Raw genomic sequence first — 15,385 nt, 5'->3', positions numbered from 1 at the left:
AAAAGCTTTGAGTTTGCACTCAAAGCTTTTTTGTTTTAAATAATTTACGATTTTAAACGTACTCCTTAAGAATACCCATTAGCGTGGTAGCATCTTGCTCACCACTTTGTCGCCATACCATTTCACCTTTTTTATAAATCATTAGTGTAGGTAAACCTTTAACACGTAGCGCTTGAGAAAGCTCTTTATTCTTATCTACGTCTATCTTTATTACCTTACCTCTATTACCTAATGCAGCAGCCACATCTCTTAATACAGAATGCATTGCAGTCGACTGTTCATTCCACTCTGCATAAAAATCAAGTAGAACGGGTACCTTTAAATCTATTAGCTCACCAAATTTGGACATAAAAAATGCTTTTCTTAGTTATCCAAATGTAATAAAAATTGTTAAAATACTAGTCTTAGCATCCCAATTGTAACGCTGCAAAAGGGTTAAAATCATGTTAACGCCTTTTTCTTTAAGGTTATTACAGTGATTTCTGGCCAAATTCCTACCCTACCTGGGTATCCTAAAAAGCCAAAACCTCTGTTTACATTAATAAATTGACCCATTTCTTTATAGATACCTGCCCAATAAGGATACCTCCATTTAACAGGGCTCCACTTAATCCAACCTGGTATTTCGATACCAAACTGCATTCCGTGGGTATGTCCACTTAATGTTAAATGATAATGATAAGCATCTTGTATCACTTCCATTTCCCAATGCGATGGATCATGACTCATCAATATTTTAAAATCATCTGCATTAATCTTTGAAGCAGCTTTTTTAAGATCACCCGCTTTTTTAAATCCGCCTTTACCCCAATTCTCTACTCCTACCAAAGCAATTTTATCATCTCCTTTTTGTAAGTACCTATGCTCATTAAGCAGAAGATCAAAACCCATTTCTTTTTGTAGTGTCTTTAAGTCTTCTAAATTCTGATGTTTTAATTCTTCTGTATCCCAAGGGATGTAATCTCCGTAATCATGATTTCCTAACACCGAAAACTTACCGTCTTTAGCCTCTAGGGTACTAAACAAATCTGCCCAAGGCAACATTTCAGAGGTCATATTATTGACCATATCACCAGTAAACAATAAGACATCACTTTTTTGCTTATTAATTAAATTTACACCGTATTCAATCATCTTTCTATCATCAAAACTACCACTATGAATATCTGAAATCTGAGTAATCTGATAGCCATCAAAACTGTCTGGCAAATCATCGAACTCTAAATCATATTTCAAGACCTTGAAGTTATATTTCCCTTTGTACATACCGTATAATAGTGCCCCAAAAGGAACGGCAGCTATACCTAAAGCTATTAAACTTAAAAATCGTCTTCTAGCTGGTAATCCAAATTGTTTTTCTTCACCAAATAACTTTTGATACAAACCAGAAATAAGGCGATACATATCTTCAGAGAACAAAAACAGAATAGTAATGATATTAAAAGTTAACATGGTCAACAAAAACCCGAAAGCATAACTCTTAGGTATACTTAAAACACGACCAGTTTCTTCACCAATAGAGAATTGATATATAAAATTGATCATGACAACCATAGAGATTGCTATATAGATCCAAGACCACCACGGTTGTTTAGTAATAGTTTTCAATGCCTGAAGCACATAAAAACTTAAAGCAACATAACCTATAACAAAAAGGACCCAACGTATCATTATTAAATTTTTTACAAAGATATCTGTATAACAGCGGTATGCGTGCCCATTTGCATTTTATTTAACCTTGGCAACTACCGCTTTAATATTTTCTAATTGCGTAACAGCAATATGATCATTACTTAAAAAGCTCTCTGAATTCATAGATATAACAGGTTTTTTAGCCAATGTTTGAATCATAGCTGTACCAGAAAGATGAACAGCACTAAAACCCTTTCCCTTAAAACTGGCAACATTACCAGCATTAACACCTGAACCCGGCATAATTTGAATAGACTTGGTTTTACTTTTTAATTCAGATAAGAAATCAATACCTAGAGGAGCAGACTTTTGTTGACCAGATGATAGTATATAATCTACCTGCATTGCTTCAAGTTGATCTAGTGCTTCCGACGGATTCTTGATCCAATCGAATGCCCTATGAAATGTAAACTTCAAATTACCTGCCGCTACCTTCAACTTTTGGGTCTGTACAACATCCAAAGAAAAATCATTCAAAAGAGCTCCCGATACAACTCCGTCAAAACCTAATTCGACACATAATTCAATATCAGAAAGCATAATATCTAATTCATCAGTTGTATAGGTAAAATCCCCACTACGCGGTCTAATCAACACATGAACTGGAATAGTTACCTGTTCTTTCACTGCCTTCAACAATCCGTAAGAAGGTGTTAATCCCCCAACTGCTAATTCTGAGCATAACTCAACACGGTCTGCGCCAGCACGTTCGGCAACCATGGCAGATTCTAAAGAATTAGCACAAACTTCTACTATCATATTCTTATATTTAAGGTTACTAAAAGTAAAGAACCAAACCCATGAAAAGAAGAAAGTTTCTAAGAAATTCTACTACTGCGGCTGCAGGAATAGTTTCGGCACCATTATTAGCTTCATTCAAAGATGAAACTGCAAAAAAAGTAAGCAGCAAAGCTGGTATTATACCGATAGCAATTTGCACATGGGATTTTGGAAATGCAACCGCCAAAGCATGGGAAGTTTTAGAAAAAGGTGGCAATGCTCTTGATGCCGTTCACCAAGGCGTTATGGTCGAAGAAAATGATTTAAACAATAGTACAGTTGGTAATGGCGGCAGACCGGATAGAGATGGCAATGTTACTTTAGACGCATGTATTATGGATAAAGATGGTAATTGTGGTGCTGTACTTGCCATGCAAAATATAGCCAACCCAATTTCGGTTGCTAGAAAAGTGATGGAAGAGACTCCCCATGTAATGCTTGCCGGTAAAGGAGCAGAACAATTTGCATATGAGCAGGGTTTTGAGAAGACAGATCTTTTAACTGAAGAATCTAAACAAGCTTGGGAAGAGTGGAAAAAAACATCGCAGTATAAGCCTATCATAAACATTGAAAATCACGATACTATTGGTATGCTAGCAATTGATGCCGATGGCGACATTGCTGGCGCTTGTACCACTAGCGGTATGGCATATAAAATGGCTGGTAGAGTTGGTGACTCCCCTATTATTGGTGCCGGACTTTTCGTTGATAATGAAGTTGGTGGCGCTACAGCAACAGGTGTTGGCGAAGAAGTGGTTAGAACCGTTGGTAGTTTCTTAATCGTAGAATTAATGCGACAAGGTAAATCGCCACAAGAAGCATGTGAAGAAGGTGTAAAACGCATCATCGCTAAAAATAAGGACAAACAAGATTTTCAAATTGGGTTTATCGCCATTAATAAAAAAGGAGAAACAGGTGGCTATTGTATTCACCCAGGGTTTACATATAGAACTTACACAAAAGAAGGTCATGTAAACAATCCTTCAAATAGTTATTTAAAAAGTTAATACACTTCTTTAACTTGATTTAATACGGAAGCAATAGGGCAATCTCCCTTAATGTTTCCGTATCAATTTGTACTTTTAACGTTTTACAATCAATACTCAAAAATGGCAGATCAAAAAAGACTCTTTTTGCTAGATGCATACGCACTAATTTTTCGTGGTTACTACGCACTTATAAAAAACCCAAGAATAAATTCTCAAGGCATGGATACCTCAGCGATTATGGGATTCATGAATTCTTTATTCGATGTTATTCGTCGTGAAAAACCTGATCATTTAGCCGTTTGTTTTGATAAAGGAGGAAGTGCTGAACGCACAGAATTATTCCCCGAGTATAAAGCAAACAGATCAGAAACACCTGATGCCATACGTATAGCGGTACCATATATTCAAGATATATTAAAGGCAATGCATATACCTGTAGTCGTTAAAGAAGGATGGGAAGCAGATGACATTATAGGTACTTTGGCTAAACAAGCCGAGAAAGAAGAATACAAAGTTTTTATGGTTACGCCAGATAAGGATTTTGGACAATTGGTTTCTGAAAACATATTTATGTATCGCCCAGCGAGAATGGGCAACGGCATTGAAATTTGGGGTATTCCTGAAATTCAAAAACGTTTTGGAGTAGAAAGACCAGAACAGGTTATTGATTACCTAGGTATGATGGGTGATGCCAGTGACAACATACCCGGCTTACCAGGTGTAGGTGATAAAACTGCCAAGAAATTTATAGAGCAGTTTGATTCTATGGAAGGGCTTTTGGCTAATACAGACAAGCTTAAAGGTAAAATGAAAGAAAAAGTAGAAGCTAATGGAGAACTTGGTTTACTTTCTAAAAAATTAGCCACTATTTGTTTAGATGTTGATGTTCTCTTTAATGCTAGTGATTATGAAATGTCTGAACCAAATGCAGAAGAGGTTCAGAAAATATTTGAGGAACTTGAATTTAGAAGATTAAAAGATCAGTTTATAAAATTATTTTCTGCTGAAGTTGAAGAAGCCTCCACAGAGTCAACAAATAAACCAGTAACCAAAAAAGAAATTCAAGATGCTGGATCCGGGCAGTTTTCATTATTTGGAAGTCCTGCTGATTCTGGAGCAACCGTAAAAGATTTTTCAAGCAGAAAGACCATTGCAGATGTAGCACACTCATACCAAAGTGTTGCCCCAGGTATGGCTATGAAATTATTCTTAAAAAGTTTAATGCAGCAAACTTCGGTTTGCTTTGATACCGAAACAACAGGTCTAGATCCTTTGACAGCAGAATTAGTTGGTATTGCTTTTTCTTGGGAAGCTACAAAAGGGTACTACATTCCCTTCACGGATAATAAAGAAGAAGTACAGGCGCTTTTAGAAGAATTACGCCCATTCTTTGAATCTGAAGAAATTGAAAAAATAGGTCAAAATTTAAAGTATGATATCAAAGTATTGGACAAATACAATATTGATGTCAAAGGACCTTTGTTCGATACCATGTTGGCACACTATCTAATTAATCCAGATATGCGTCATAATATGGATGTGCTGGCTGAGACGTATTTGAACTACACTCCCGTTTCCATTACAGAACTTATCGGTAAAAAAGGCAAGAATCAATTGAGCATGCGCGATGTTCCGTTAGAAAAACAAACGGAATATGCAGTTGAAGATGCCGATATCACCTACCAACTTGCGCAACATTTTAGACCAGAATTAAAAGAAGCGAATACAGAAAAGTTATTTCAAGATATTGAAATTCCGTTATTACGTGTATTGGCAGATATGGAATTGGAAGGCATTAATTTAGACAAAGAATTCTTGAATTCACTTTCAGAAGATTTAAACAATGACATTGCCAATCTAGAAAAGAAAATATATGAAGTTGCCGGTGAGGAATTTAACATTGGTTCACCAAAGCAATTAGGAGAAATACTTTTTGATAAATTAAAATTAGTAGCCAAGCCTAAAAAGACAAAAACAGGACAATATTCCACTGCAGAAGATGTGCTCTCTTACTTAGCTAAAGATCACGAAATTATTCAGAATGTTTTAGATTATAGAGGTCTTGCCAAATTAAAGAGCACTTACGTAGATGCATTGCCTGAACAGGTAGAACCATCTACAGGCAGAGTACATACAGATTATATGCAAACCGTTGCTGCAACAGGTCGTTTGAGTAGTAATAACCCGAACTTACAGAACATACCAATTAGAACTGAGCGTGGTAGACAAGTTAGAAAGGCGTTTATTCCACGTGATGAGAATTACACCTTATTAGCAGCGGATTATTCTCAAATAGAGCTACGTATTATTGCAGCACTAAGTGAAGAAACCACCATGATAGAAGCTTTCAAAAATGGTGAAGATATTCACGCTTCTACGGCATCAAAAGTATTTAATGTTCCATTAGAAGAAGTAACTAGAGAACAACGTAGTAATGCCAAAACTGTAAACTTCGGTATTATATACGGTGTTTCTGCATTTGGCTTAAGTAACCAAACGGACCTTTCTAGAAAAGAGGCAAAAGAATTAATAGATACCTACTACAAGACCTACCCAAAGCTAAGAAATTACATGAGCGAGCAAGTAGATTTTGCTCGTGAAAATGGTTATGTTTCAACCGTTTTAGGAAGAAGACGTTACTTAAAAGATATCAATGGTAGCAATGCTATAGTTCGTGGAGCTGCAGAGCGAAATGCCGTAAACGCACCTATTCAAGGTAGTGCGGCAGATATCATAAAAATCGCCATGATTAACATTCATAATAAACTAGAAGAAGGTAATTACAAATCTAAAATGTTATTGCAAGTACATGATGAATTGGTGTTCGATATCTACAAGCCAGAATTAGAAGAATTGCAATCACTCATTAAATCTGAAATGGAAAATGCATATAAAATTGCAGTTCCTTTAGATGTTGAGGTTGGCTTGGGTGAGAATTGGTTGGTTGCGCATTAACATTTATTTGTAATAGAACGACCATACCTTGTAAGAAAGAATTGTAGTATTTTGACGAAAATATTCTGTTAACAAAACGCTAATATTTATATTAGTGTTTTGCTAACCACATTTTACTATGATTAAAAACTACACTAAGCTGCTATTGGCAGTTTTCTTTTTGTTTACTACACAACTTTTTTCTCAGGGAAGCGCAGCTTCCGATCGTGAAGCACTGATTGCATTATATAATTCCACCGACGGAGATAATTGGACTAATTCATGGGACCTTAGCGCTGATATGGATACATGGTACGGTGTTACAGTAAACGGAAGTGGAAGGGTTATATCGATTAACATGTATCAAAATAATCTCACAGGCACTGTACCACCAGAAATAAGCAATCTAACAGAACTAACAGGACTATCGCTGAGAGCACAAAATCTTACAGGAACAGTATTAGATAAGGTTACAGGTCTAACTAAACTAAGTTATTTGGATTTTGCTTTTAACAATTTAGAAGGAACAATACCGGAAAGCATATCAAACCTTACTTCTTTAAAAAATCTTTTCCTGGACTACAATGAATTTTCAGGTGAGATTCCTATTTCACTAACGACACTAACAAATCTCGAAAGATTAAATCTGGGCGGTAATAACCTAACAGGAAGTGTACCAAATGAAATTTTTGAAAATCTTTCAGATTTAATTGAACTTGAGATATTTAATAATGATTTAACAGGATTGATAAATCCAACGGTGGTTAATTTGCCTTTACTAAAGAGTTTAAACATTAGCGCAAATGGATTTACTGGGACTTTCCCATCTTTTATTACTCAGCTTACGACGCTCGAGACTGTCTCTTTGTCAACGAATTTTTTTTCAGGGCCTATTCCACAGAATATTAGCAACTTAACCGAACTAAAAAACTTATACCTAAGTAAAAACAATTTCACAGGAACTATCCCTGTTGAAATAACGACATTACAATTACTTGAGAGGTTAAATTTAAGCTCAAATCAATTCACAGGAACATTACCTAGCCAAATAGAAAATCTCGAAAACCTTTTACAATTACAACTATATTCAAATCAATTTTCTGGACCGTTACCAACTTCGGTATGCAACTTAGCTAACTTAAGCATGTTGTTATTGAACGACAATGATTTCAGTGGGAGCATTCCTGAATGTTACGGCTATTTCAGCTCTATACAAAGATTAGAATTACAAAAAAATAACCTTACAGGGATTTTACCAGAAAGTTTAGAAAATTCAACCACATTGTCTTCTTTTAACATTCAAGAAAATAATTTTGTTTTTGAGGATTTAGAGAATCTAGTTTTAAACATCGGACAATTCCGCTATTATCCTCAACAAGATATTGAAGTAAGTGAAAATGTAACACTTAATGAAAACACTACTTTCACAGCTAGTATTCAAGCCACAAATAGCTCAAACAATACGTATCAATGGCGTAAGAATGGAAACAATATTATTAACGAAACCAACTCAACCCTTACAATATCAAATATAACAACTGAAGATGGCGGGTACTATGATTGTTTAATAGAAAATACAAATGTCCATAATTTAACATTAAAAAGAAATGTTGTTTCACTGACAGTTTCCCCATCCCTAAATAATGATTCGGATGATGACGGAATAATAAATGAAAACGACAATTGCCCAAATACCCCTACAGGTCAAACTGTAGACGAAAATGGCTGCTCTCAAGATCAATTAGATGATGACAATGACGGAGTAAATAACGCTAATGACAATTGCGCAAACACGCCAAACGGAGAAAACGTTGATACAAACGGATGTTCTTCATCTCAAGCCGATGATGACAACGACGGTGTAACCAATAACAATGACAATTGCCCCAACACTCCTACAGGAGAAACAGTAGACATAAATGGCTGCTCTCAAAATCAATTAGATGATGACAATGACGGAGTAAACAACGCTAATGACAATTGCCAAAACACGCCAAACGGAGAAAACGTTGATACAAATGGTTGTTCACAAAGCCAATTAGACGATGATAACGATGGTGTAATAAATAGCAATGACCAATGCCCAAATACACCATCTGGTAATACCGTAGACAGCCAAGGTTGTATAGTAAGCAACAACAATCAAGTTAATTACGCACAGAATTTTAGTTTTGAAAATTGGTCAACAAACCCGGCCACGCCTGAAGATTGGACTATTGAAAATGAAAATAGCATTATTCAAAGTGCTGATACCACAGACGGATCTTCATCTTTAGAGCTAGATTTAGATAATTCCCTACAATTTAAAACTGAACTCATAAATACTACTGCTATACAATTAGCAACCAATACAACTTATACCTATGCTTTTGATTACAAAATAAAAAGAGGCACGGACGTAAGTGCTGAAATTCATATCTCAAAAGACGGAAACCCATATGGAATACCTTTATTAAGAGAGTATACAACTTTTAATACGGATGGCAACTGGCATACTTTCTCTTTTGATTTTGACACAAACGCTACCGATGAATCGCATATTTTTAGACTTATTTTTAGAGCTAACACCACTGAAACAGGTATAATCATTCTTGACAATCTTAGGGTTTTAGGAGATGCATTACCTGATGATGACAATGATGGTGTACTAGATAGTAATGATCAATGCCCTAACACCTCACCAAATGCACTAGTAGTTGATGAAACTGGGTGTGAAGTTACAATAGATGGTTCAAATCTATTAGAAGACCCTAGTTTTGAAGATTGGTCTTATGGAGGTGGTGCTAATTTGGCAAAATGGGGTATTTATATCCAATTAGGGAGCTGGGTTAAAAACACGGATATTAGTGATAATCTACAATATAGTGTGGAGTTAATTACTGGTGGTGCTTCTTCAAATTCAATATTCCAAAATGAGTTGCAATTCTACAAAGGTGTAGAGTATATAATTTCAATAGATTATCAAGTACTAGAAGGGACTTTCACCTCTTTGCAACTTGAGTTGACAGATAGCGGTGTTTTTGGTGAGATTGTTGCAGAATTTACTACTACACCAAGTCAATCAGGTTGGCAAACGTTTTCCACAACATTTACACCAACATCAAACGAAATGTTAGATTTAGGTATTAGAGTTGAGTCTGGTCAAACCGGAGACAGAATTTTACTAGACAATACCATAATTAAAGCAAATGTTACTGCCGTTGGAGATGATGATAATGACGGAATAATCAACACTAATGACAACTGCCCAAATACTCCAGCAGGAGATACGGTTGATGAGAATGGCTGTACAGTAACCGCAGTAACAGATTCTGACAATGATGGTGTAGCAGATACTGATGACGATTGTCCGAATACTCCAAGCGGAGATACGGTTGATGAAAATGGATGTACAATAACCACAATAACAGATTCCGACAACGACGGCGTGGCAGATGCAGAAGATGACTGTCCTAACACTCCTACAGGAGATACAGTTGACGCTAATGGCTGTACAGTAACCACTGTAACAGATTCTGACAATGATGGTGTAACAGATACTGATGACGATTGTCCGAATACTCCAAGCGGAGATACGGTTGATGAAAATGGATGTACAGTAACCACAATAACAGATTCAGACAATGACGGTGTAGCAGATGCAAATGATGATTGCCCAAATACTCCTACCGGAGATACGGTTGATGAGAATGGCTGCACAATTACAACTGTTACAGACTCAGATAACGACGGTGTGGCAGATACAGAAGATGACTGCCCTAATACACCTGAAGGTGACACGGTAGACACTAACGGATGTACGATTTTTGAAAATACGCTCCCAGATATTTCAAATGAAGGTATTCAAGTAAAAGTAACTAGCACCAGTTGTCCAGATACTGCAAACGGAGAAATCTCTGTGACCTTTAATGAAGATTACAACTACAAAGTTCAAATTACAGGACTCTTATTGGACAATACTTTTGATAATATTAACGCTACAAATGGTCTAGTAAGAACTGATCTTTCTTCTGGTTCGTATACGGTTTGTGTAACGATACCTGAGTATCCAAGTTATGAGCAATGCTACACAGTAACAATAGAAACGCCCGAAGAATTTATTTCTGGTAAAACCGTTATAGACTACACCGCTAAAAAAGCAAGTATTGTTGTTTCCGGAAGCAAAAATTATGAGGTTTTGGTAAATGATAAAGTCTACACCTATGAAGTTGACAATATTGAAAATCAACAATTATCATTTCCGCTTGATAAAGGAGCTAATGTTATTTCTATAATAACTGATAAGATTTGCCAAGGTGTTTTTAATGATAGTGTTGTAATTAGTAATGCTATTTTGTCTCCGAATCCTGTTGCGGATATATTACGAGTTATAGGTCTGGACATCATGACCGAAGCACAAATTATAGTATCTAATGTAAGCGGAGTAACAGCATTACAAGAAAGCAGGCAGATAAGTAACGGCACATTAGAAATGAATATTTCTAACCTTTCTCCTGGCATCTATATGTTAACAATTGTAGATGGAGATAAAGAAATCAACTTAAAATTTGTAAAAAAATGAGATTAGCTATAAAATTAATTTTAGTGGGGTTACTTTTTACCGCTTGCGGCGGTAAAGATGACAATAAGAATGATCCCCCAGAGGACACAGAAAAAGAACTGGGCGCTTTTAATCTTGAATTTCCCGAGAACAATTTAATATGCACTGAAGGGGAAGACAATGGTACAGATGGGGTAAGCATAGAATTTCAATGGTCGGGATCTACCAATGCTACATCGTATGAAATAAAAATCACCAATCAAGAAACAAATTCTACAGACACAAGAACTGTAACTACAACATCACTTGCTGTAGGTTTGCCTAAAGGTACCCAATTTTCATGGGCAGTAACTGCCATTTTGGGTTCCAAAACATTGGATAGTGATTCATGGAACTTCTATTCAGAAGGCACAAGTACAGAGAATTTTGCTCCTTTTCCTGCAGAAATTAGCGTTTCAGATAATGGTAACGGTACCGTAAGCGTTTCTTGGGTAGGTGAAGATTTAGATGACGACTTAGAAAATTATGATGTATATATTGGATCGGGCGAAACTTTAGAATTGATATTAGAAAATACAACATTGCTAAACACCACGTATAACATTACAGCTGGTCAACAGTATGCAATTAAAGTTATTTCAAAAGACAGTAATAACAATTCATCTACCAGCGAAACATCTTTTTCTTTTTAGAAAGTTAAAGTTTATTTAAAGAAAGACGAAAAGGTATTTTACAAACGTTAGCATATAGTGTACTTCTACTATGAGGTACGCTATATTTTATGAAACGTCTTTTTCTCATATCACTTTTTATCATCTTTAGCGCAACACAGTTGTTTGCCCAAGATGCGGAAAGTACTATAAAAGTGTTTCCTAACCCTGCAACGAATGTCATTAATGTCTTAGGACTCAAAAATGATTCGAAGGCGGCTATAAGCATCAGAGATAGCTACGGGACCCAAATTATCTACCACCAATGGGACATTAAAAGAAATTCTCTGAACATTCCCGTTTTCAATCTTGAAAAAGGATTGTATATGATCTCCATACAATCTGAACATCAAAATGTAAAAGCTAAATTTATCAAGCAATAAAAAACCCTTACAATAAATGCAAGGGTCATTTTTTTTAATATAATTGAATCTAGTTTATCGCTTCACAAAAATCAATTGTCCGTCTTCTGAGAAATTAGGAATATCAAGATCACTTGCATCAACTGTCATTACATTGCCATCTATAGTTACACCAATAGCTAACTCTTCACCATCTTCATCTATGGTCGTTACAGTCTCACCATCAAAAGTATACGTACTTGCGTTTGTATCAGATTCTGTTGGACAAGGTATATCTAAACCATCTGCCGTAGCATTAACTTCTACATAATTAGCAGAATTAGACGCTATAGCACTTAGATCCTCATTAAATTGTAATGTAATAATATAGCAATCTTTATTAGATAGGAAATCTAAAATTTGTTTCCCAAACTTAACATCATCACTTGCTGTTTCATTATCAATTGTAAGTTCAGTAGCATCCCATGTGCCAACTATTGCAGTCTTATTAATTTCTGCTTCTGACTCAGTCTCATCTTTGTCAGAGCTGCAAGAAACTATGGCTAATACCATAGCTGCACTAAGTAAAATACGTTTATACATTGTTTAGATTTTTTGGTTGTATAAGCATAAAAACGAAAAAATCAACTTATTATTTCATACCTGCACAAACAGCTACCTAACAAAAACCAAGTACTTACAGTATAAACCGATATGTTGCTTTCAGCAAAAACGTGTTATCTTTCTTCTGACCCAAAATTTGTTGATCTAAATTTCTACCTAATGTTTCACTTGGGTTCCCTGCCCCCACAACTCCTTGAGACCATACCAAAAAGATTTCTGAACCAGGCACATATTCCCACCTTAACACTAAGTTGGATCTAAATTGAACATATGAAAAATCTGGATTTTCAATCTGATAATCTATAGCTCCATCAAAATCTTCATCAATCAAATAATCATCAGTACTAGTAGATTTCGAAATTTGATTATCTGAAAATAAGGTTACTCGCTCATTCAACTTTTCAGCAATAGGGTTATTCACGTAATTAAAATCGGTATATGTACCTCTAGATATAAATGGCTCTCCATAATACTGAATAGATAAATTTGGGTTTATACTATAATTAAAACGAATGGAAGTACTAAACGTTTTTTGATCAATATTACCGGTAATATATCTTGCATCGCCATTAAAATTGGTTTCGGTAACATACTGCGTCTTATTCGGATTCTCCTCAAACTCAGAAGAAATAGACAGGTTAAAAGCATCAAAAGGCTGATAGTATAATCTAAACACATAACGCGCTAATGAGAAGTTATTTTCGGCTGCTTGGCTATTTACATAACCCAAGGTAAAACTCAATTTCTTTCTACTATCAGAACCGAAGAATAGATATGCAAAATTCTCATCTGACCAGCGCCAACGTGGTCCGCCACGAAGTACGGTATTTGAGAATATACGAGGCTTATGTGCAGCACCTACTTCTGTCCACCAATTATTTTTATAATTGATAAAACCTTCAAATTGATATTGAATTCGATTATAATTACCATCAAAGTCGTAGGTTGAATATTGACTTAACTCCATGTTAGCCCTTCTATAAAAATTAGTAGGTTTTATAAACAATCTACTTACTGAAGCCGTTTGTTTTATTTCATCTGCCTGTCTTAAAAATCCGATGTCGTTCAGTTCCAATTCCGGTGATCGCCAAATGATTCCGCCATCATACCTCCAATTTCCACCACCAGCTTTACCTATTTCTATCTTACCGCCCGTACCCGTAAGTGATGTTCTAGTGTCATCAACAGAAACATGACCAGCATCTATTCTTTGAAATAAGTGAGTAATACTGTTTTGTGTTCGTGCAATTGCTTCTTCACTACCTACAACATGACTACCCACTATATTGCCCTCAACATAATAATTTCTATTCTTCCAATTATGTTTAAAATCTAAACCACCGGTATAAGCACCACTTCTTAAAAACTCAAGATGATTGGGCAAATTTCTATTCGTAGCGGTAAATATTCCGCCCAAATAAGAATTTCTTTCATTAAAATCTTTTTGCACCCTACCCACCATATAATTAGTTAACGGCTCAACCAGTTCTGATCTTTTATTACCAGCAACATCTTCGATATCTGCGTACATTTTACCGGTAACACTTTCTAACAATCCTAAAGACCATCCGTTTTTAGTTTTCCCAGAAAACTTAGCAGCCCCCAATATTGTTGAGTTCGTAGGTTGATCGACGAATTCATTTTCTGTTACATCTGCATAGCCTTGCGGACTTCTACCTATTCTTCTACTATAAAAGACATTGTCGTTACCATCAGCAAACTCATAGTCGAATATATTTTTGTTTTCAATAAAGAAAGGTCTTCGTTCTTCAAAAAATATTTGAAATCCGTCTAATGCAATTGCACCTGGATCAGCATCTACCTGTCCGAAATCTGGATTAACCGTTAAATCTAAAGTTAAGTCATTGGTCAATCCTATTTTAGCATCTAAACCCGCATTAAGAATATAATCTTTACCATCTCTAAAAGGGTTGCCGGTTTCAGATGGATAGCTATCGAACTGATTCACTAAAAACGGCTGAATCTCCAATTGTTTTTGCGGTTCAATATTCTTTAAACCATTCAACCTACCAAATTCACTTACCCAACCCGGTGCCTCTAAAGAAATTGGTTGCCAAATAGAACGTTCTTCTCCCCTAAAATATCTTCTATGTATTTGAAGTCCCCATACCTGTTCTTCAGCAGCACCAAACTTCAATTGACTAAACGGAATTTTCATTTCTGCGGTCCATCCTTCTTCATCAATATTTGCGGCCGTGTACCAAATTGGGTTCCAACTGGCATCCCAAAAATCACCGTTCTGAGAAATAAACTCATCACCCTTTACCCCTGCTGCAGAAACATTAAAAGAAAAAGCTGTCCTTTTATCATTATAACTATCAATATTCACCTCTATCCAATCTCCAGAAAAGTTATCTCTTCGCGCAAGACGTTTTTCTATTTTATCAGGTATACTATCAAAACAGCGAATACCTACATAAATAAATTTAGCATCGTATGCAATCTTAAATTTTGTTCGTTGACTTGCTTTTTTACCGTTATCCGGCTCAAAAACAGTAAAATCATCATCCCAAATAACATTCCCCCATGCTTTATCAGACAATTCGCCATCAATAATGATTTCTTCACCTATAGGAAGTTGCACGGTATTATATTCCCTTTGTACCTTTACAGAATCGTTTTGAGCAACTACTGTAGACGTTAATAAAATAAATATGATACTCCTGAATAAGCGTTTACTCATAATTGCAAGTTCTTTTGGTTGATTGTTTTAATATTAGAAGAGACATTAAACAATTGTAAATGTTACAGAAA

General features: G+C 35.7%; 10 protein-coding genes. 5 read left to right on the top strand and 5 right to left on the bottom strand.

The features are described 5' to 3' along the window. Positions 1-52: 52 nt before the first annotated feature. The 3 genes from BUC31_RS06515 to BUC31_RS06505 form a co-directional block, all read right to left on the bottom strand. Positions 53-349, bottom strand: a complete 297-nt coding sequence (locus tag BUC31_RS06515; protein WP_073242336.1) for a thioredoxin family protein — start codon at positions 347-349, stop codon at positions 53-55. A gap of 92 nt (positions 350-441) precedes the next feature. Beyond that, the gene (locus tag BUC31_RS06510) at positions 442-1,671 is read right to left on the bottom strand and encodes a metallophosphoesterase (RefSeq protein WP_073242335.1); all 1,230 of its coding nucleotides are present in this window, start codon (positions 1,669-1,671) and stop codon (positions 442-444) included. A gap of 57 nt (positions 1,672-1,728) precedes the next feature. After that, entirely contained in the window at positions 1,729-2,451 is a 723-nt protein-coding gene (locus BUC31_RS06505; protein WP_073242333.1) for a copper homeostasis protein CutC, read from the bottom strand. A 41-nt stretch (positions 2,452-2,492) separates the two neighbouring features. Here BUC31_RS06505 and BUC31_RS06500 point away from each other — a divergent pair, with 41 nt between their 5' ends. From BUC31_RS06500 to BUC31_RS06480, 5 genes are all read left to right on the top strand, one after another. Then, positions 2,493-3,479: an isoaspartyl peptidase/L-asparaginase family protein gene (locus BUC31_RS06500; RefSeq protein ID WP_073242332.1), complete on the top strand. Its 987-nt coding sequence runs from the start codon at positions 2,493-2,495 to the stop codon at positions 3,477-3,479. Positions 3,480-3,581: 102 nt separating this feature from the next. Further along, entirely contained in the window at positions 3,582-6,416 is a 2,835-nt protein-coding gene (gene polA / locus BUC31_RS06495; protein ID WP_073242330.1) for a DNA polymerase I, read from the top strand. Positions 6,417-6,534: 118 nt separating this feature from the next. Beyond that, on the top strand, positions 6,535-10,956 hold the full coding sequence (locus BUC31_RS06490; RefSeq protein WP_073242329.1) for a thrombospondin type 3 repeat-containing protein: 4,422 nt from the start codon (positions 6,535-6,537) through the stop codon (positions 10,954-10,956). Next, positions 10,953-11,627, top strand: a complete 675-nt coding sequence (locus BUC31_RS06485; protein WP_073242327.1) for a fibronectin type III domain-containing protein — start codon at positions 10,953-10,955, stop codon at positions 11,625-11,627. The genes BUC31_RS06490 and BUC31_RS06485 overlap by 4 nt, the downstream gene beginning before the upstream one ends. Positions 11,628-11,716: 89 nt before the next feature. Further along, positions 11,717-12,028, top strand: coding sequence for a T9SS type A sorting domain-containing protein (locus BUC31_RS06480; RefSeq protein WP_084134960.1), 312 nt, complete (start codon positions 11,717-11,719; stop codon positions 12,026-12,028). Between the two features lie 54 nt (positions 12,029-12,082). On the opposite strand, the gene BUC31_RS06475 is transcribed toward BUC31_RS06480, so the two are convergent. Continuing rightward, complete coding sequence (locus BUC31_RS06475) at positions 12,083-12,589, bottom strand: lipocalin family protein (protein ID WP_073242324.1); 507 nt, start codon at positions 12,587-12,589, stop codon at positions 12,083-12,085. Positions 12,590-12,683: 94 nt separating this feature from the next. Continuing rightward, entirely contained in the window at positions 12,684-15,314 is a 2,631-nt protein-coding gene (locus BUC31_RS06470; RefSeq protein WP_073242322.1) for a DUF5916 domain-containing protein, read from the bottom strand. Positions 15,315-15,385: the final 71 nt, after the last annotated feature.

Source organism: Maribacter aquivivus, assembly GCF_900142175.1.
GTDB lineage: Bacteria > Bacteroidota > Bacteroidia > Flavobacteriales > Flavobacteriaceae > Maribacter > Maribacter aquivivus.
Note: the sequence above shows the minus strand (reverse complement) of the source record. Positions and strands in the feature narration are given on the sequence as shown.